Genomic DNA, 17,543 nt, shown 5'->3' with positions numbered 1-17,543 from the left:
AAATCCGAAAGTTGTAAATTTCATATAATAATTAATATAAAAAATATGGAGAAATATTCGTGACACAAATTGAAAAAAGATATGATTTTGTATTGATTTATGATGTTCAAGACGGAAACCCGAATGGTGATCCCGATGCAGGAAATTTGCCTCGTGTAGACGCTGAAAACGGGATGGGACTTGTCACAGATGTTTGTTTGAAACGAAAGGTTAGAAATTATGTGACAATCGTTAAAAATTGTCAGCGGCCGTATGACATTTTTGTTAAAGAAAAAGCCGTTCTCAATTCTTTAATTGATGAAGCTCACGAAGATAAGACAGTCAAATCAAAAGAAAAAAAAGAGGACAAAATTGAAGCGGCTCGTCTTTGGATGTGTGAGAATTACTATGACATTCGGACATTTGGTGCCGTTTTAAATACGGGGAAAAAGGCGGGACAGGTTCGCGGTCCAGTCCAATTGACTTTTTCAAGATCGTTGGAACCCGTTGTCGCATTGGAACACAGTATTACAAGAATGGCTGTCGCTACTGAAAAGGAAGCAGAAAGCCAAAGCGGTGAAAACCGTACAATGGGACGGAAATATACGATTCCTTACGGCGTTTATATGGCTCACGGATTTGTATCTGCCCATCTTGCTGCTCAAACAGGTTTTTCACAGGATGATTTAGATTTATTTTGGAACGCTTTAGAAAATATGTTTGAACATGATCATTCAGCTGCTCGCGGTTTAATGACGACGAGAAAGCTCATCATTTTTGAACATTCTTCGCCTCTCGGAAATAAACCGGCTCAAGAACTCTTTGATAGAATTAAATGGGAACGAACAACGGACGGACCGGCCAGAAGTTTCAATGATTACAGAATTATGCTGGACGGAGAAGTAATTGAAGGAACTAAAAAGATTGTTCAAGTTCAGTAATTTGTAATCCTGATGCTTATCTAGATTCTAAAATATAAAAGATAAGCATTTGTTATTTTTTAAATATGTAATTTTTTCAATTTGTCATCCCCTCATTTTTCTTTCAACATTTTTATATATGATAAATCAAAACTCATCGCTGTTTTACTTATCAGAGGTAACATTATGACACTCAAAATCTCAGAAAACGCAAACCTTGCAGCGGCAGAGTCCCTTAAAAACGTGAAGCAAAACATTCCTCTCGTCCACTGCATCACCAATCGTGTGACAATTACCGACTGCGCCAACGGTGTTCTCGCCTGCGGGGCCGCGCCCATCATGGCTGAAGACACACGTGAAGTCGAAGACATCACCGCCATTTCCCAAGCGCTTGTCCTCAACATCGGAACACTCATGCCGCTCCAAATTGAAGCGATGCTCAAAGCAGGCAAAAAAGCAAAACAAATCGGCGTTCCCGTCATTTTGGACCCGGTCGGTGCCGGCGCAACCAAACTGCGCGACGAAACCGCCAAACAAATTATTGATGAAGTCAAACCCGACATCATCCGCGGAAATATGTCCGAAATCCGCGCCCTTTACGGCTTTGCCGGCCACACAAAAGGCGTGGAAGCTGCCGCAACGGATGCCGTGACGATGGAAAATGCAAAAGAAGCGGCAGTCATTGTTAAAGAAATGGCCGAAAAATTCGACTGTGTTGTCGGCGCAACCGGTGAAGTCGATATCATTTCCGACGGCAAAACAACGTATTTCGTTGCCAACGGCCATCCGATGCTTTGTAAAATCACAGGATCCGGCTGTGTTTTGAGTGCGCTGACCGGCGCTTACGCGGGCGCAGCACCTGAAAAGACAAAGGAAAACTTGTTGAATGCTGTTCTCGGGGCTTTTGTTCTCAGCGGCCTTGCCGGCGAATATGCTTACGCGGAAATTGAAAAGGTGAACGCGGGAACGGGAACATTCCACACCAAATATATGGACGCGCTCAACTTAATTGATGCGGACGACTTTTTGAAAAATGCGAAAATTTATGAAGATGTTGAGTGATTGATTTATTCAATCATTCAAATTTATTTCATTCAAATTCATTCAATTTTTATTTTTTGAATTTTAACGTTATTGTTTTTATTCATTTACAATGGTGACAAAGGCGGCAAAAAATGACGGAAGAACCGGCACAATATTTGGTCAATAAACGAAAACCTGATTATTCGCTTTATCTTGTGACCGACGGGTCTTTTTGTCCGCCGGATCAATTTTTGCACCAAATCGAACAGGCCGTTCTCGGCGGCGTGACGATTGTTCAGCTTCGGGAAAAAGATGCCTCTTCTCTCGAATTTTACGAAAAAGCGCTTGAGGTTTCGGCGCTTTTGAAAGAAATGCGGAGCACAAGCGGCCGAAAAATTCCTTTTTTGATTAATGATCGGCTTGACATTGCGCTTGCGGTTGATGCCGACGGTTTGCATGTCGGACAGGATGATTTGCCGGCCTCTGTTTGCCGCCGTTTTCTCGGGAAGGATAAGATTCTCGGTGTTTCCGTCGGGTCCGTTGAAGAAGCTGTTCAGGCTGAAAAGGACGGCGCGGATTATTTAGGTGTTGTTGCTTTTCAGACGGGAACGAAGCCTGAAGCTGTCGGAGCTTTGGAGATTTTTGAAGAAATTCAAAAAGCGGTTTCCATTCCGATTGTTGCAATCGGCGGAATCAATTTGGAGACTTTGCCTTTACTGTCCGGTTTGAAGATTGACGGGGCTGCGGTTGTGTCGGCGATTATGGGAAGCGATGATGCAAAAGAAGCCGCCGAAAAATTGTATTTGCAGCTTAATGCTGCAAAATAATCTTGTTTTCCAAAAGCAGATCAATTAACTCGGTCAATGAGCTCTGATTTTTGGTTTTGATTTTAATTTCAAGTTTTCCGTCATTCACTTCAAAAGCGAGTTCTTTGACATCATTCGGAAGATATCTGTATCGTTTGGGGATATATTCATAGACGCGGACTTCGTTTTCAAAGAACTTTTTGAGAGCATCCGGTGATTCGGAAATCTTATGATTTTCGGCAAATTTGACAACGGATAATTCGTAAGGGTTGCCGTAATAACTTTTGACGACGAATAATTTTCTGAAAAGGTCGCTGTCGTGGGGTTCGGGCGTTGCTTTGATTTGAATGTCTTTTGTTTTCAAATTACGGGTGACAGTTATGTTTTCGGATTTGTATTCTTTTACGGCGGCATTTTTTTCGTCTGTTTCATTTCCGGTTTCGTCGTAGAATTTTATGAATTCGGCGCTTTCGGGAATTTTTAAAGCGAGGCAGATGTCGAGATCTTCGTCGTGGTATTTGAGAATGCTTGTTGTGAAAGTTGTTTCGATTTCGGATATGAGTTTGTGGTCGGGCATTTTTGTCACCTTTTTAAAATATAGTTTAAAATTAATTTTCAGATTTTTTCATTTAAATTATTCATAAAATCAAAATATTGTTCTTCAATGTCTGAAATTAAAATATTTGAATAAAGATTAATTTTAATTTCCATCATTATTTCTTTTATTTTTTTTGAATCATTATTGGCACATTCTTTAACCCAATCTCTGATGAAATCAACTCTTTTAAATTGAATTTTTGAGAATCCATCATAATCAAATTCTTTTGTTAATTGAGGATTAGTTTGTCGCGAATTTTCAATTGGATGTTTGAATGAATCATGTTTTATAAAATCCTCTAAAGTGAAAATATTAGGTACAAGCTCTCCATACATATACCATAATCCAACACACTTTTGTTGTTCAATATATTCTTTTTTTGATCTTTTTGCCACCTCATCTGAATCACTAATTACAGAATAGTTACGATTTGCCAATTCCAATATTTTTGCGATGGGGGTAATATCAGCTACCCCTGTGGAAAAAGTTGTCCCAAATGTTTTGAATTTTTCGGGAGCTTTCGAATCTTCAGAATTTAAAACGGTATCAAAAACCTTTTTATCAGACCAACCTTCAAAAATTAAATTGTTTTCTTTTAAAGTTTCAAATGCCGAAAATCCTAATGCTCTATAAATAACCTCATCATCTGTGATATTTGATTTTTTTACATTCTCTACAACAGTTTCTTCCCGGACTTTTTTTACTATAAAATGTCGTTCTGGCTTTTTTGAGTCAATCATAAAAATGGAATGAGTTGAATAAAATACAAGATTCTTCATAGACATTTTTATCAGTTCTTCTGTAAGATATCTTTGACCAGAAATGTGAAGACTTACATCAGGCTCATCTACAATTATAATTGAATTTTCAATTTCACCATGCTTTACTTTAGCGGATAATGACAACAAAAATGCAATAAATCTTTTAAATCCATCACTTCTTTGATCACAATCAAATTTATTCTCTTCATCTTGAATGTGGATATTCAGATTTTCTCCGTCCAACGCCAAATGAAATTTGATATTTCCATAATCCTTCCATATTTCATTTAAATAATCTGTACTATTGGAAGAAACCTTGTCTAAAATATTTTCTAATGCATTACGTCTAGCACTTCTTACATTTGTAATTATTTTTTGTATATCTTTATAGCCAGCAAGGTAGAACATTGATTGTAGGGGAAGACATATTGATGGATTTTGTTGGAATTGGAATAAGTTAATTGCACTAGGGAGGAGGTGGTTTTCATCATACTTCCAATATATAATTTTAGGTAAATTTTTAGATACATAATCAGAAATAACAGCGATTAAAGTCTCATCGAAATAGCCTAACTGTTCAAATTCATTACCAGTAGCTTTTAAAATTAAAAATTTTTTAGCTTCTTCATAAATAGAATTTACAATTACTTTTCGTTCAGCATCTTTAAGATTATAGAGACAGTAACCAGGAATTGAACCTACAAGATATTTTGTTATTACATTTCGTTGATCTATAATCTCATCAACAAACTCCGATGATAGATTTGCATTATTATACATTGCGAATTTAATATCATCAAATATATTTTCGACTTCCATTTCATCAAATTCATAATAATATTTAACAAATGATTCTTCAATAGGCTCTTCTTGTTTTCCTTCAAATCTTATATCGTCCATTGAAAATTCATTAGAATTAAGCAAAGAAATGGCTTTTAAGATGTTTGACTTTCCGCTTTCATTAATACCAACATAAATTTGACATTTTGTATCGGTATCAATAGTTAGATGTTTAATAGATCTAAAATTTTTAATTTCAATTTTTGAAAGTATCAATAAAATCACCTAAATCCATATATAAATCACCCAATATCTTAAATGTTATTACCTTTGAAATCAAAATAATTCAAACATATGTAAAGATATTTTTGAATCTTAATTGAATAAAATTGATCAACACTTTCAACATTCAACATTTAAATCAGATTCTTTTTATAACTAAACTTACAATTTATTTCATTCACAAGAGGTAACAAAAATGGCAAAACAAAATGGCGCTGACATAGGATTCGAAAAACAGATTTGGGACGCAGCTTGTATTTTACGTGGAAATATGGATGCCGCCGAATACAAAAATGTTGTTCTCGGTTTAATTTTCTTAAAATACATTTCCGACAAATTTGAAGAAAAATATAATTTTTTAAAAGAAGAAGGCAAGGGTTACGAGGAAGAAATCGACGAATATACGGCTGAAAATATTTTCTATGTTCCGCCATCAGCACGTTGGAATGTTATTGCCGAAAATGCTCACACCCCTGAAATTGGAACCGTCATTGATGATGCCATGCGTTCTATTGAAAAAGAAAACAAACGCTTGAAAGACATTTTGCCGAAAAATTTCGCCCGGCCGGAATTGGATCAGCGCCGCCTCGGCGATGTTGTTGATTTGTTTACCAATATTCAAATGGCGGTACATGATGAAAAAGATCTTCTCGGGCGCGCTTATGAATACTGTTTATCTCAATTTGCAGAACAGGAAGGCAAGAAGGCAGGCGAATTCTATACCCCGTCTTGTATTGTCAAAACATTGGTTGAAGTTTTGCAGCCCTTCCACGGCCGTGTTTACGACCCTTGCTGCGGCAGTGGCGGCATGTTCGTTCAGTCAGCAAAATTTGTTGAAAATCATCAGGGAAAAATCAATGACATTTCAATTTACGGTCAGGATTCCAATGCCAACACTTGGAAATTGGCGACCATGAACTTAGCTATTCGCGGCATTGAAGCGAATTTGGGGAAATTCAACGCCGACACATTTTTTGATGACTGCCATCCGCAATTAAAAGCCGATTACATTTTAGCCAATCCGCCGTTCAACCTTTCCGATTGGGGCGCCGACAAATTAACCGACGACGTTCGCTGGAAATACGGCATTCCGCCGGCAGGAAACGCCAACTTTGCATGGCTTCAGCATATGATTCATCACTTGTCGCCGAAAGGCAAAATCGGTTTGGTTTTGGCAAACGGCTCTTTATCCTCCCAAACAGGCGGCGAAGGCGAAATTCGTAAAAACATCGTCAAAGATGATTTGGTTGAATGTATTATCGCCATGCCGCCTCAGCTTTTCTATACAACGCAAATCCCGGTTTCTCTTTGGTTCTTAAACAAAGACAAGCCTCAAACCGGAAAAACACTCTTTATCGACGCCCGAAACATGGGAACAATGGTTTCCCGAAAATTGAGAGAGTTGACAGACGAAGATATTTCAAAAATCACTCAAACCTTCAAAGACTTTGAAAACGGCACATTGGAAGACGTCAAAGGCTTCTGCGCCGCCGTTACAACTGAAGACGTTGCCAAACAAGAATACATTTTAACGCCCGGCCGTTATGTCGGAATTGCCGAACAGGAAGAAGACAGCGAACCGTTTGATGACAAAATGAAAAGATTGACATCAGAACTTTCAGAGTTGTTTGAAAAATCGCATGAGTTGGAAGATGACATTCGTGAGAAGTTGGGAGCGATTGGGTATGAGTTCAAATGATTACGTTGTTATATTTGATACTAACAAACTATTTGTTAATTATACTAATTCTGCTGATTTTACAAAATTCAATTTCAACTTAACATTAAACAAAATTATTGAAAAAGTTGAAGTTTTAGATATTTATTCAGAAATATCCATTGCAATTCCTATTGTTGTATGGGAAGAAATGAAAAAACAGGAAATTGATGCATATCATAAAAAAATAAAAGAAAATGAAGAGATTTTCAAAAAAATGTCACGTCACAAATTTCCAAATTTGTACCTTAACATTGAAAAAAAAGACATTGCGTATGAATCATATATAGATGAAAAAATCAAAGAATATCAAAATCAATTAAAACATTATTCTGTAAAAATTTTTAATTTAGATTTACCTTCTGAAAATAAATTTGAAAAAATAATAAAAAGAGCATTTGAAAAAAAAGCACCATTTGAAGGTATTGATAAAAGATCTGATAAAGGCTTTAAAGATGCGTTGTTATGGGAAAGCGTTATTGAATTTAAAGAGAAAAATCCCAATTCGAATATTATTTTTTATTGTAACGATAAAAATTTTTGTGAAATATTAAAACAAGAATATTTGGAATTATTCAATTGTGATATACATATCATTTCAGAAGAAGAAGACATTTATGAACAATTAAAAATTTGGTCAAAAGAATTAGGGAAAACACCCATCCCAGATAATGAATATGATGATCCAAATTATCAATTAATTGAAAATTGGTTAAAAACAGATGATTTTCATGTAGATTTTAATTATTTCCAAAACTTGTTCAAAACTTGTAATGAAAATGAAGTTTATGACCATTGTACAATAGTAAATTATGATATTGATTTTGTTGAAAATGAAGATTTGGATTCACATATCTACGTGTATTCTGATATGACTAAACCTCCTGAAATTATCAATGTGAGTGATTTATATTCAGGGATAGATTATGAGATTAATATGAAGATTCTTGCTGTTTTTCGATCTGAAGATTTTGAAGAACCCACGGGAACAGAATAGAATTATTCAGTAACAGTGGATGTTACTGTTTCAGAAGATTTAAATATTCAAATTAATGACGTAACAATTGTTGAATAAGTGGGTGTTAACTTGACAGAATGGAAAAAAACAACTCTTGAAGATATTTGTATAAAAATAACAGATGGTTCTCATTTTAGTCCAAAAGAGCAACAAACTGGTTACCCGATGTATTCTGTAAAAGATATGGATGAATATGGGTTTGATCAATCAAAATGTAAATTAATTTCCGAAAATGACTTTTTAAAAATGGTTCAAAATGATTGTGTTCCGCAACAAAATGATGTTTTGGTTGCCAAAGATGGGAGTTATTTAAAACACATCTTCTTGATAAAAGAACAGAAAGATGAAGCAGTTTTGTCTTCTATTGCAATATTTCGTCCAGACATTTCAAAAATTGAACCGATTTATCTTGTTTACATTTTGAAAAATCCGATTACAAAACAGATAATATCAGATAATTATGTAAGTGGATCTGCTTTGCCAAGAATTGTTTTAAAAGATTTCAAAAAGATTGAATTATTAATTCCACCCCTTTCTGAACAGAAAAAAATTGCATATACCTTATCTACATTAGACAATAAAATTGAACTAAATAATCAGATAAATGATTATTTAGCATCTTGAAGATTTTCAACTGATAATTCTCCAGACATGAGTTTGGGAAGTAAAGTATCACGGGCTGTGACAAGATTTTGGTTTTCGATCACATTATTTTTCCATTGGCTAAACAATGAGGTTACAGATTCACAAAAATCCAATATTTCATTCATAGGCGGCAAACTAACATCAAGGTCTTGCAATATTGGAACATACAAATTTTTTTGTACACTTCCTACGGCCAAATCCTCAAACTCAGATTGTTTTGATTTTAAATATAAATATACAAAATGAAGAAGTTTAGCTTCATGAGGCACAATGTTGATAATAGCACGATTTCCACACATATAATCCGCGACTATCCCTAAACGTCCAATTGTGCCCGATTTGCTGATTGCAATAGTATCAGGTTTAAAAAGGAGCGCACTTTTTCCTGCACTTTCAAATCCAGTATCTGTAAGTGTTCTTGAAGTATTGAAGATAAAAGATTCATTGATATCTACTGCTCGAAGCCATTTTACTTTTCCATCGAAGTATTCGGGGTGATTTTGAGAAGGGTTGACATAGCCTTCTTGAAAATTACAGAATGTTTTTAATTTTGTTGAAATGCCGGTATGATTTGTCATAAAATCAATAAACATTACCTGAGCAATCTGCTCTAAATAATCATTTATCTGATTATTTAGTTCAATTTTATTGTCAATACTGGAAAGAATCAAAGAAATATTTCGCTGTTCTTCGAGATTTTCTGGCACATAAACTTCAATGTTTTTCATCGTGCTGCCGGAAATTTCTTTAAATGTTGTGCCACTGCCCATGGATTCAATTTTATCTTTGTTGTGTTTCAGAAGATAATATAAAAAAAGATAATCCGTTTTATCATTTGGAATGATGCTTTTAAACCCTTGATTTGTACAAATTTCATTGGAAGCAATAGCAACATAACCTATAGGGGCCCGAGATGTAAAAAGAATGCTGTTTTTTGGCAACATTTTCGCTGAACTGTTTGAATATCCTGATTCGGTAATATTACGTTCTCCTCGCTCAATATATCGTTTTGAATAATTCGACAAATCTTTGGGAGTAATCCATGAAATATTTCCGCCATAATAAGATTCGTTTTTTGTGGAAGGTGTTCCTCCGCCAACAATTTCTCCCAAATCACCAAGTTTTCGCTGTAACCATTTACCCATTTTATCTTACCCGATAAATTTCCGATGTGCATTTTTTACATTTGTCTGATTGACCATTGCATAATGCATTGTCGTATCTATTTTAACATGCCCGAGCAATCGTTGCACTTGTTCAATCGGCATTCCTTTATCAATCGCCCGTGTTGCAAGCGTTCGCCGGAATTTGTGCGGATGAACTTTTTGAAGCGCAGCTTTTTTGCCGATCTCTCTTAATCGCGTTTCAATGCCGCCGATTTGAAGGCGTTTGTAAGGCATTGTAAGTGAAACGAAGAGAGCGGGATTATTATCTTTCCTGTTTTCAATATAGTTACGTAAATGTATTTTAGTTCTTGCATCAAAATAAACAACTCTTTCACTGTTTCCTTTTCCGAAAACAACGCATTCACGTTCGTGGAAATTAATATCTTCAATATTGAGCTGAACCAATTCACCGACTCTCATCCCGGTGGATGCCAAAAGATCAATCATCGCTAAATCACGCACTTCATCACAAGAATCGCGAAGCAATTCCAACCCTTCGTCCGAAAATGTTTCTTTTAAAGTTCGATCTGTTTTGATTCGCCGAATCCGGCGAACCGGGCTTTTCAAAATATAATCTTCATCCTCCAGCCAGCTGAAAAAACTTGAAAAGATTCTTCGAATATTGTCAATCGTTACTTTACTGGAATTTCGTTCTTGCTGATATTTTCCCAAATAATGCCTTAGATCATCGGTTGTAATTTCACGAATCGCTTTTGAAATGTTTTCAGCCATGTGAGAAATTGTTGAATCATAATATTTCAACGATTTTTCAGAGCAACCTTCAATTCGCTTTGATGAAAGGAACATTTTCAATAATTTGAAATTTTCAACTTCTTGAGCGTTATCAGGAGACTTTAATTCAACAATATCAACAGTATGAAAACAATGAACTAAAACTCTTTCCAGCTCATCCATTTGCGAGTTCGTCAAAAAAGAAGACATTGTAATTTGAATTTCAGTGATTAATCGGTTCTTCATAGGACATCTTAATCCAATAACTTTTAAATCGTTTGCGGAAGGCGACATATGTCTGTGATAAATGATTATTTAGAGCAGATCGCTCAAGCAATTTACAAATCTTGGTTTGTTGATTTTGAACCGTTTAAAGATGATGAATTTGTAGAGAGTGAATTTGGATTGATACCGAAAGGATGGAAAATCGGGACAATAGATAATATTTGTGATTTCATGGCTTCGGGAGGAACACCATCTACAAAAATATCCGAATATTATTGTGGTAACATTAAATGGTTTTCGACAAAAGAATTACGGGACAGTTTTTTATTAGATAGTGAAAAACATATTACACCTATTGCAATTGAAAATTCAAGTGCCAAAATTTTTCCGAAAAATACAATTTTAATGGCAATTTATGCTGCTCCAACTGTTGGAAGATTGGGTATTTTAATTGATGATTCTACTTTTAATCAGGCAGCAGTTGGTTTAAAAATAAAAGAAAATATAGGTTACCAATTTGCTTTTTTAATGCTTTATAATTTAAGGGATAATTTCAATAATTTAGCAAATGGTGCTGCTCAGCAAAATTTAAATGTTAGTCTCGTAAAAAATTATAAAATTCTGATACCTTCTGCTAATGTATTGAAAGAATTCAAAACAATTTGTGAACCAATATTTGATCAAATTGAGAAAAATGAATTGGAAAAACAGAATTTAATAAAACTCCGTGATTCATTACTTCCCAAACTTATGTCCGGCGAATTATCAGTTGAAAATCTTCAAGATGCTAAATAATCATTTATCTTAAAGCCATAGATGAATATTAATAATAAAAACCATAATTTGTTGAATAATATATTTTCGGAGCCCGATTAAATGTCCCTGAATGAAGAACAATATGAAAATTATGTCATCGGAATTTTTCAAGAATTGGGTTATTCAGATTATTACGGGCCGGATATTGACAGAGATTATACCAATCCTTTTTTTGAAAGCGATTTGCTGCCGGCATTGCGGCGAATTAATGACAAATTACCGGAATCCGCGTTAGTCGAAGCGATTTATAAAATCACGGATTTGGGAATGGGAAACCCGATTCAACGAAATGAAATATTCACGGATTATTTGCAAAACGGTGTTACCGTTAAATATTTTGAAGGCGGCGAAGAAAAAAATACATTGGTTTATTTGATTGATTATAAAAATATCAAAAACAATAGATTTGCTGTTATCAATCAATGGACAATTGTTGAATTTGAAGAAAAAAGACCCGATATTGTTGTTTTTGTTAACGGTTTGCCTTTAAGCGTCATTGAATTAAAATCGCCGGTTCGGGAAGATACTGATATTTGGCACGCGTACCGACAGATTAAAAATTATATTCAAAGCATTCCGTCTTTGTTTTATTACAATTCATTTTGTGTCATCGGCGATTATGTCGAAACAAGAGTCGGAACATTGACTTCCGATGAAGACCGTTTTGTCTGGTGGCGAACGGTTGACGGTAACAACATCGAATCCGATTTTATTGCGCCGGATGTTCTTTTCCGCGGCATGTTTGAAAAAGAAAAATTGCTGGATATTTTAAGGAACTTTATTTGTTTTTCTAAAAAAGACAATGAAACCGCAAAAATCATTGCAGGCTACCACCAATATTTCGCAGTTAAAAAAGCAGTTGAATCTACAAAAAATGCTGTTGAAACAAACGGCAAAGCCGGCATTTTTTGGCATACCCAAGGAAGCGGGAAATCCTTGTCAATGGTATTTTATTCAAAATTATTACAAAACGCACTTCAAAATCCGACAATCGTTGTTTTAACGGACAGAAACGATTTGGATGATCAATTATTCGGCCAATTTTCAAAATGTTCAAACTTCTTGCGCCAAATACCGCAGCAAGCGGAAAATAAAGAACATTTAAAAGAATTGCTTGCCGGAAGACAAGCAAACGGTATTTTTTTCACGACAATGCAAAAATTCGAAGAAGCGAATGAAGCACTATCAGATCGTAAAAATATTATTGTCATTGCCGACGAAGCACACAGAAGCCAATACGGATTAGAAGAGCGAATCAATCCGGAAACCGGAAAAGTGACTGTCGGCTCGGCCCTTAAAGTTCGTCAAAATTTGCCGAATGCAACCTTTATCGGTTTTACGGGAACACCGATTTCCGCTAAAGACAGAAGCACGACAGAAATTTTCGGCAATTATATTGACATTTATGATATGACCCAGGCGGTTGTCGATGAAATGACACGCCCCGTTTATTATGAGAGTCGTGTTGTCAGTCTTCACTTAGATGAAAAAACGCTTCAGCTAATTGATCAAAAATATGACATTATTGCCGAAGCAAGTGAACCGTATGTTGTTGAAAAAAGCAAACATCAACTCGGAACATTGGAAAGTGTATTGGGTGCCCCGGAAACAATCAGAACATTGTGTAAAGACATTATCAATCACTATGAAGACCGCCAATATTTGCTGACCGGAAAAGCAATGATTGTTGCCTATTCAAGACCGATTGCCATCAGAATTTACAAAGAAATTCTTGAACAAAGACCCGAATGGACAGAAAAAGTTAAAGTCGTCATGACTTCCGATAACAACGATCCGGAAGAATGGAAAGAAATCATCGGTCCTAAAAAGAATAAAGAAAAGCTGGCATTCAAATTCAAAGACAATACAGACCCGATGAAAATTGCAATTGTCGTTGATATGTGGCTTACAGGATTCGATGTTCCGTCACTCGGAACAATGTATATTTACAAACCGATGCACGGTCACACTTTGATGCAGGCGATTGCCCGCGTTAATCGTGTTTTTAAAGATAAAGAAGGCGGATTAATTGTCGATTATGCCGGAATTGCACGCGCTTTAAAAGAAGCGATGAATGATTATACAGTTCGGGACAGGAAAAACTATGGAAATACGAATGTCGATGAAACCGCTTATGTTCTTTTCAAAGAAAAACTTGACATTTGCCGTGATTTAATGCACGGGTATGATTATTCGGCTTTTAAATCCGAATCGGATAAAGAAAGAGCTGATTGTATTACCGGTGGCGCAAACTTTTTGCTTAAAACCGGTGAAGAAAACGAAGAAAAAAGAAAAACTTTTGTCAAAGAAGTCCAAGCTCTCAAACAAGCCCGTTCTTTATCATTGAGTCGGTTAAATGGAATACAACGTCGTGAAGCTGCTTATTTTGAAGCTATCAGAACAATTTTAATTCGCTTCTCGGGCGGCCATGGCCGATTGTCAATCCGTGAAATTAATGATCAAATTAACGAATTGTTAAAACAAAGCATCAAAAGTGAAGGCGTCATCAATCTGTTTTCAGACGTTCAAAAAGAATTTTCTCTTTTTGACACGGAATTCTTACTTGAAATTTCAAAAATGAAAGAACGGAATCTTGCCGTCGAAATGCTGAAAAAATTAATCGCCGATCAGATTCGATATTATCAAAGGACAAACTTGGTTAAATCCGAAAAATTCTCGGTGCTTCTTCAAAATTCGGTTAACGGATATTTAAACGGTATGCTGACAAACGAAGAAATTATTGAAGAATTATTAAAATTAGCAAAAGAAATCAAACAAGCTCATGAAGAAGGTGATAATCTCGGACTGACTTCTGAAGAATTGGCCTTTTATGATGCTTTAACAAAACCAGAAGCTGTCAAAGATTTTTATGAAAATGATGAACTTGTTGCCATTACAAAAGAACTGACAGAATTACTTCAGAAAAATCAAAAAATTGACTGGCAGAAAAAAGAAAGCGCAAGAGCGGAAATGCGCCGCCTTGTCAAAAGGTTATTAAAGGACCATCGTTATCCGCCGGACGGATTGGAATATGCCATTGAGACTGTTATTAAGCAGTGCGAACAATGGACGGACAATATTGATATTGCGGAATTTGAGGATTGAGAGGGAGAAATATGGTCGTACCCAAACTTGAAAAAATGTATCTTCCTTTGCTTGAATGCTTAAAGGATGGAAAAGAACATACGAGTAAAGAAATTAATGATTTTATTGCAAATTATTTGGAGGTCTCTGACGAAGATCGAATGGAATTGTTGCCCAGCGGAAACATGGAAATATTTCGTTCACGTGCAACATGGACACGTACTTACCTGAAAAAAGCAGGATTAATTAAAAGCACATCTCGCGGTATATTTGTAATTTCAGAAGATGGTAAAAAAATTTTACAAAATGAACCGGAATCTATAGGGCTTGAATTATTTTTGAAAAATGAAACGTTCCGTGAGTTTTATTTGGGTAAAAAATCAGGCAAGAAAGACAATTCAACGCCCTCAGATATAATTGAAGGAACTCCCCAGGATAGTTTGGAGGAAGCCTTCCAAAAAATAAACTCAGATCTTGCAGATGAACTTCTTTCAGAAATCATGGAACTTTCTCCAACATTTTTTGAACGGCTTGTTGTAAAATTATTAGAAAATATAGGCTACGGTGGTTCATTGGTAAATGCAGGTGAAGTTGTCGGCAAATCAGGAGATGAAGGAATTGATGGAATTATACGTGAGGACAAACTCGGATTTGACTTGATTTACATTCAAGCCAAAAGATGGGACATCGGAACAACAATCGGCCGGCCGGAAATCCAAAAGTTTGTAGGAGCATTAGCTGGCCAAGGCGCAACAAAAGGTCTGTTCATTACAACGGCCAAATTTTCAAAAGATGCACATGATTATGCAAAAAAACAACATACGACAAAGGTTGTTTTAGTTGACGGGCAACTGTTAACAAAATTAATGATTGAACATAACCTTGGTGTTTCAATCGAAAATACATATGAGGTAAAAAGAATTGATTCGGATTTTTTCAGTGATTAATCTTAAAAAAATCCGACAACATTCAGTAATAATAAAATCCCCAAAATAACCGGCTGATGCCCCAAATAAATAATCAAAGAATGCCTCCCGACAAAAGAAATCGGTTTCAAAAACGAAGGCTCTTTTTCCAAACTCGGCAAAGAAAATCTCCTTTTTCCCTTAGGATACAACCACGCTCCAACCGCAACCCCTACCAAAATAACACCAAACCACGGAAACAGCGGTTCATAATCCAGCGAATAAAACCCGAACGGATGAATTCCCAAAGGAACCATCCAAACCGGCCCGCTCATTTTTCCCACAACATTCGAAGCCAAAATAACAATAATCCCGAAAACAAGCGGAATCACCCACGCCAACGTTTCTTTATATTTCCCGAAAAAAGGCGCCTCCTTTGTCATGCCGATCAAAAAAGGCACGGCCAGGATTGTCGAAAGCCCGATGAGATGAAGAACGCCGAAAAGAATCGCCCCGTCGTGGGGATAAATCCAAGTGACGGCCGTGATGAGAAGGCCGATTGCGAAAAGAAAGGCGCCGCGTTTGATTAATTTTTTCGTTAAAGTTTTGGGGTCTTTTGTTCTGGAAGCTGTCAGAGAAAGCGAAATTCCGGCGACTGCGATGAACATCATTGTAATCGGGAAACCGTAAAGCTGCTGCGGCCAAAACCAAGCGGGCATTTCTCGGATGTTGAAATAGTCAAGGTCGAAAAGGAAATGATAAATGACCATGAGGATGACGGCGATTCCTCGGAAAACGTCGAGTTCGTAATAGCGGGATGATTTCGCCGGCAGGTTTTCAGTCATGATTTTATTTCCGAATTTTAAGGTAATTCGTTTTTATAAATTTCATTTTTTCAAGGCTTTTGAGATTTAAAAACATATTTGAATGAAAACATCATCATCCAAATATCAATTATTCAAAGGAGAAACAATATGAAAAAGTCGGCAAACGATCTTCAAATCAAGAACAGTACGGCGGAATTTTTGATTTTCACATCGCAATCCGGTGAAAATACGATTGAAGTTCGCGTTGCCGAAGGAACCGTTTGGCTGACTCAAAAACTGATGGCGGAATTGTTTGAAACAACAAAACAAAACATCAGTATGCATTTGACAAAAGTTTTTGAAAACAATGAACTGAATCAAAATTCAGTTGTAAAGGATTTCTTTACAACTTCTCCCGATGGCAAAAATTACAACACGAAATTCTACAATTTAGATGCCATTATCGCTGTCGGTTTTAAAGTCAACGGCGAACGAGCCGTTTCATTCCGCCAATGGGCGATTCAAGTTCTTCGCGACTTTTCACTTCGCGGTTATGTGATTGACAAAGAAAGAATGAAAAACGGCAGCTTCTTAAACGAATCTTATTTTGATCAGCTCGTTGACGAGATTCGGGAAATCCGAACAAGCGAACGCCGTTTCTACCAAAAAATCACGGACATTTATGCAACGGCGATGGATTACAATCCGAATTCCCCGACAACAAAACAATTTTTTGCAAACGTTCAGAATAAACTTCATTTCGCAATTCACGGAAACACTGCCGCCGAACTCATTATGAATCGCGCCGACAGCGAAAAGAAACATATGGGTTTAACAACCTGGAAAAACGCCCCCAAAGGCAAAATCATCCGAAGCGATGTCATTGTTGCCAAAAACTATCTGACCGCTGATGAATCCAATCAATTGAACCTCATCGTTTCCATGTATTTGGATTACGCCGAAATGCAGGCAAAAAAGAAAATCCCGATGACGATGCAGGATTGGGCGGACAAGCTGAACGCATTTTTAAAGTTCAACGAACAGGAAATTTTAGAAGACGGCGGCCGGGTGACGGCTGAAATCGCCAAAGCTTTTGCCGAGAGCGAGTTTGAAAAATACAGAATTGTTCAGGATCGGGAATATGAAAGCGATTTCGACAGAATGGTGAGAGAAAGCCAAGCGGAATATTTGACATAATCGAATAATTCAATGTTCATTTTTATTTTTTTGTTAAATCAACTATCCGGAATTTCCGGATAATTCGAAATGAAGGCAAGAAA

Annotated in this window: 15 protein-coding genes; 10 read left to right on the top strand and 5 right to left on the bottom strand. The window is 36.3% G+C overall.

Annotated elements, in window-relative coordinates; all coding sequences use genetic code 11:
- Positions 1 to 59 precede the first annotated feature (59 nt).
- The 3 genes from cas7c (at position 60) to thiE (ending at position 2,749) form a co-directional block, all read left to right on the top strand.
- The gene (gene cas7c / locus MmiAt1_RS05910; protein ID WP_318785968.1) at positions 60 to 920 is read left to right on the top strand and encodes a type I-C CRISPR-associated protein Cas7/Csd2; all 861 of its coding nucleotides are present in this window, start codon (positions 60 to 62) and stop codon (positions 918 to 920) included.
- A gap of 165 nt (positions 921 to 1,085) precedes the next feature.
- The gene (gene thiM, locus MmiAt1_RS05905; protein WP_318785967.1) at positions 1,086 to 1,961 is read left to right on the top strand and encodes a hydroxyethylthiazole kinase; all 876 of its coding nucleotides are present in this window, start codon (positions 1,086 to 1,088) and stop codon (positions 1,959 to 1,961) included.
- A 113-nt stretch (positions 1,962 to 2,074) separates the two neighbouring features.
- The gene (gene thiE, locus MmiAt1_RS05900; protein ID WP_318785966.1) at positions 2,075 to 2,749 is read left to right on the top strand and encodes a thiamine phosphate synthase; all 675 of its coding nucleotides are present in this window, start codon (positions 2,075 to 2,077) and stop codon (positions 2,747 to 2,749) included.
- On the opposite strand, the gene MmiAt1_RS05895 is transcribed toward thiE, so the two are convergent.
- The gene (locus MmiAt1_RS05895) at positions 2,733 to 3,305 is read right to left on the bottom strand and encodes a hypothetical protein (RefSeq protein WP_318785965.1); all 573 of its coding nucleotides are present in this window, start codon (positions 3,303 to 3,305) and stop codon (positions 2,733 to 2,735) included. The genes thiE and MmiAt1_RS05895 overlap by 17 nt on opposite strands.
- A 38-nt stretch (positions 3,306 to 3,343) precedes the next feature.
- Positions 3,344 to 5,143, bottom strand: coding sequence for an ATP-dependent nuclease (locus tag MmiAt1_RS05890; protein WP_318785964.1), 1,800 nt, complete (start codon positions 5,141 to 5,143; stop codon positions 3,344 to 3,346).
- A 202-nt stretch (positions 5,144 to 5,345) separates the two neighbouring features.
- Here MmiAt1_RS05890 and MmiAt1_RS05885 point away from each other — a divergent pair, with 202 nt between their 5' ends.
- The 3 genes from MmiAt1_RS05885 to MmiAt1_RS05875 all read left to right on the top strand — a co-directional run bounded on the left by MmiAt1_RS05885 (position 5,346) and on the right by MmiAt1_RS05875 (position 8,508).
- Positions 5,346 to 6,848, top strand: coding sequence for a class I SAM-dependent DNA methyltransferase (locus MmiAt1_RS05885; protein WP_318785963.1), 1,503 nt, complete (start codon positions 5,346 to 5,348; stop codon positions 6,846 to 6,848).
- Entirely contained in the window at positions 6,835 to 7,863 is a 1,029-nt protein-coding gene (locus MmiAt1_RS05880) for a PIN domain-containing protein (protein WP_318785962.1), read from the top strand. The genes MmiAt1_RS05885 and MmiAt1_RS05880 overlap by 14 nt, the downstream gene beginning before the upstream one ends.
- A gap of 90 nt (positions 7,864 to 7,953) precedes the next feature.
- A complete protein-coding gene (locus tag MmiAt1_RS05875) occupies positions 7,954 to 8,508 on the top strand; it encodes a restriction endonuclease subunit S (RefSeq protein ID WP_318785961.1) in 555 nt (184 codons plus the stop codon).
- On the opposite strand, the gene MmiAt1_RS05870 is transcribed toward MmiAt1_RS05875, so the two are convergent.
- Positions 8,493 to 9,674, bottom strand: a complete 1,182-nt coding sequence (locus MmiAt1_RS05870) for a restriction endonuclease subunit S (RefSeq protein WP_318785960.1) — start codon at positions 9,672 to 9,674, stop codon at positions 8,493 to 8,495. The two genes, MmiAt1_RS05875 and MmiAt1_RS05870, sit on opposite strands and share 16 nt — an antisense overlap.
- Before the next feature lie 6 nt (positions 9,675 to 9,680).
- Positions 9,681 to 10,502, bottom strand: a complete 822-nt coding sequence (gene xerA, locus MmiAt1_RS05865) for a site-specific tyrosine recombinase/integron integrase (RefSeq protein WP_318786026.1) — start codon at positions 10,500 to 10,502, stop codon at positions 9,681 to 9,683.
- Positions 10,503 to 10,721: 219 nt separating this feature from the next.
- Between xerA and MmiAt1_RS05860 the strand changes: the two genes are divergently transcribed.
- The 3 genes from MmiAt1_RS05860 to MmiAt1_RS05850 all read left to right on the top strand — a co-directional run bounded on the left by MmiAt1_RS05860 (position 10,722) and on the right by MmiAt1_RS05850 (position 15,499).
- Entirely contained in the window at positions 10,722 to 11,447 is a 726-nt protein-coding gene (locus tag MmiAt1_RS05860; protein ID WP_318785959.1) for a restriction endonuclease subunit S, read from the top strand.
- 81 nt (positions 11,448 to 11,528) lie between these two features.
- Entirely contained in the window at positions 11,529 to 14,573 is a 3,045-nt protein-coding gene (locus MmiAt1_RS05855; RefSeq protein WP_318785958.1) for a type I restriction endonuclease subunit R, read from the top strand.
- Positions 14,574 to 14,584: 11 nt separating this feature from the next.
- The gene (locus MmiAt1_RS05850; RefSeq protein WP_318785957.1) at positions 14,585 to 15,499 is read left to right on the top strand and encodes a restriction endonuclease; all 915 of its coding nucleotides are present in this window, start codon (positions 14,585 to 14,587) and stop codon (positions 15,497 to 15,499) included.
- A gap of 2 nt (positions 15,500 to 15,501) precedes the next feature.
- On the opposite strand, the gene MmiAt1_RS05845 is transcribed toward MmiAt1_RS05850, so the two are convergent.
- Positions 15,502 to 16,302 (bottom strand): heparan-alpha-glucosaminide N-acetyltransferase, encoded by an 801-nt coding sequence (locus MmiAt1_RS05845; protein ID WP_318785956.1) that lies wholly within the window; start codon positions 16,300 to 16,302, stop codon positions 15,502 to 15,504.
- Positions 16,303 to 16,431: 129 nt separating this feature from the next.
- On the opposite strand from MmiAt1_RS05845, the gene MmiAt1_RS05840 reads away from it, so the two are divergent.
- On the top strand, positions 16,432 to 17,460 hold the full coding sequence (locus MmiAt1_RS05840) for a virulence RhuM family protein (RefSeq protein ID WP_318785955.1): 1,029 nt from the start codon (positions 16,432 to 16,434) through the stop codon (positions 17,458 to 17,460).
- Positions 17,461 to 17,543 lie beyond the last annotated feature (83 nt).

It is taken from the genome of Methanimicrococcus hacksteinii, from assembly GCF_032714515.1.
In the GTDB taxonomy this organism is placed as follows: domain Archaea; phylum Halobacteriota; class Methanosarcinia; order Methanosarcinales; family Methanosarcinaceae; genus Methanimicrococcus; species Methanimicrococcus hacksteinii.
Note: the sequence above shows the minus strand (reverse complement) of the source record. Positions and strands in the feature narration are given on the sequence as shown.

Excerpts from the sequence above, each read along its gene's own strand:
- thiM (WP_318785967.1), top strand. The coding sequence starts at position 1,086 with ATGACACTCAAAATCTCAGAAAACGCAAACCTTGCAGCGGCAGAGTCC.
- thiE (WP_318785966.1), top strand. The coding sequence starts at position 2,075 with ATGACGGAAGAACCGGCACAATATTTGGTCAATAAACGAAAACCTGAT.
- MmiAt1_RS05895 (WP_318785965.1), bottom strand. The coding sequence starts at position 3,305 with ATGCCCGACCACAAACTCATATCCGAAATCGAAACAACTTTCACAACA.
- MmiAt1_RS05885 (WP_318785963.1), top strand. The coding sequence starts at position 5,346 with ATGGCAAAACAAAATGGCGCTGACATAGGATTCGAAAAACAGATTTGG.
- MmiAt1_RS05880 (WP_318785962.1), top strand. The coding sequence starts at position 6,835 with ATGAGTTCAAATGATTACGTTGTTATATTTGATACTAACAAACTATTT.
- MmiAt1_RS05870 (WP_318785960.1), bottom strand. The coding sequence starts at position 9,674 with ATGGGTAAATGGTTACAGCGAAAACTTGGTGATTTGGGAGAAATTGTT.
- xerA (WP_318786026.1), bottom strand. The coding sequence starts at position 10,502 with ATGTTCCTTTCATCAAAGCGAATTGAAGGTTGCTCTGAAAAATCGTTG.
- MmiAt1_RS05860 (WP_318785959.1), top strand. The coding sequence starts at position 10,722 with ATGTCTGTGATAAATGATTATTTAGAGCAGATCGCTCAAGCAATTTAC.
- MmiAt1_RS05855 (WP_318785958.1), top strand. The coding sequence starts at position 11,529 with ATGTCCCTGAATGAAGAACAATATGAAAATTATGTCATCGGAATTTTT.
- MmiAt1_RS05850 (WP_318785957.1), top strand. The coding sequence starts at position 14,585 with ATGGTCGTACCCAAACTTGAAAAAATGTATCTTCCTTTGCTTGAATGC.
- MmiAt1_RS05845 (WP_318785956.1), bottom strand. The coding sequence starts at position 16,302 with ATGACTGAAAACCTGCCGGCGAAATCATCCCGCTATTACGAACTCGAC.
- MmiAt1_RS05840 (WP_318785955.1), top strand. The coding sequence starts at position 16,432 with ATGAAAAAGTCGGCAAACGATCTTCAAATCAAGAACAGTACGGCGGAA.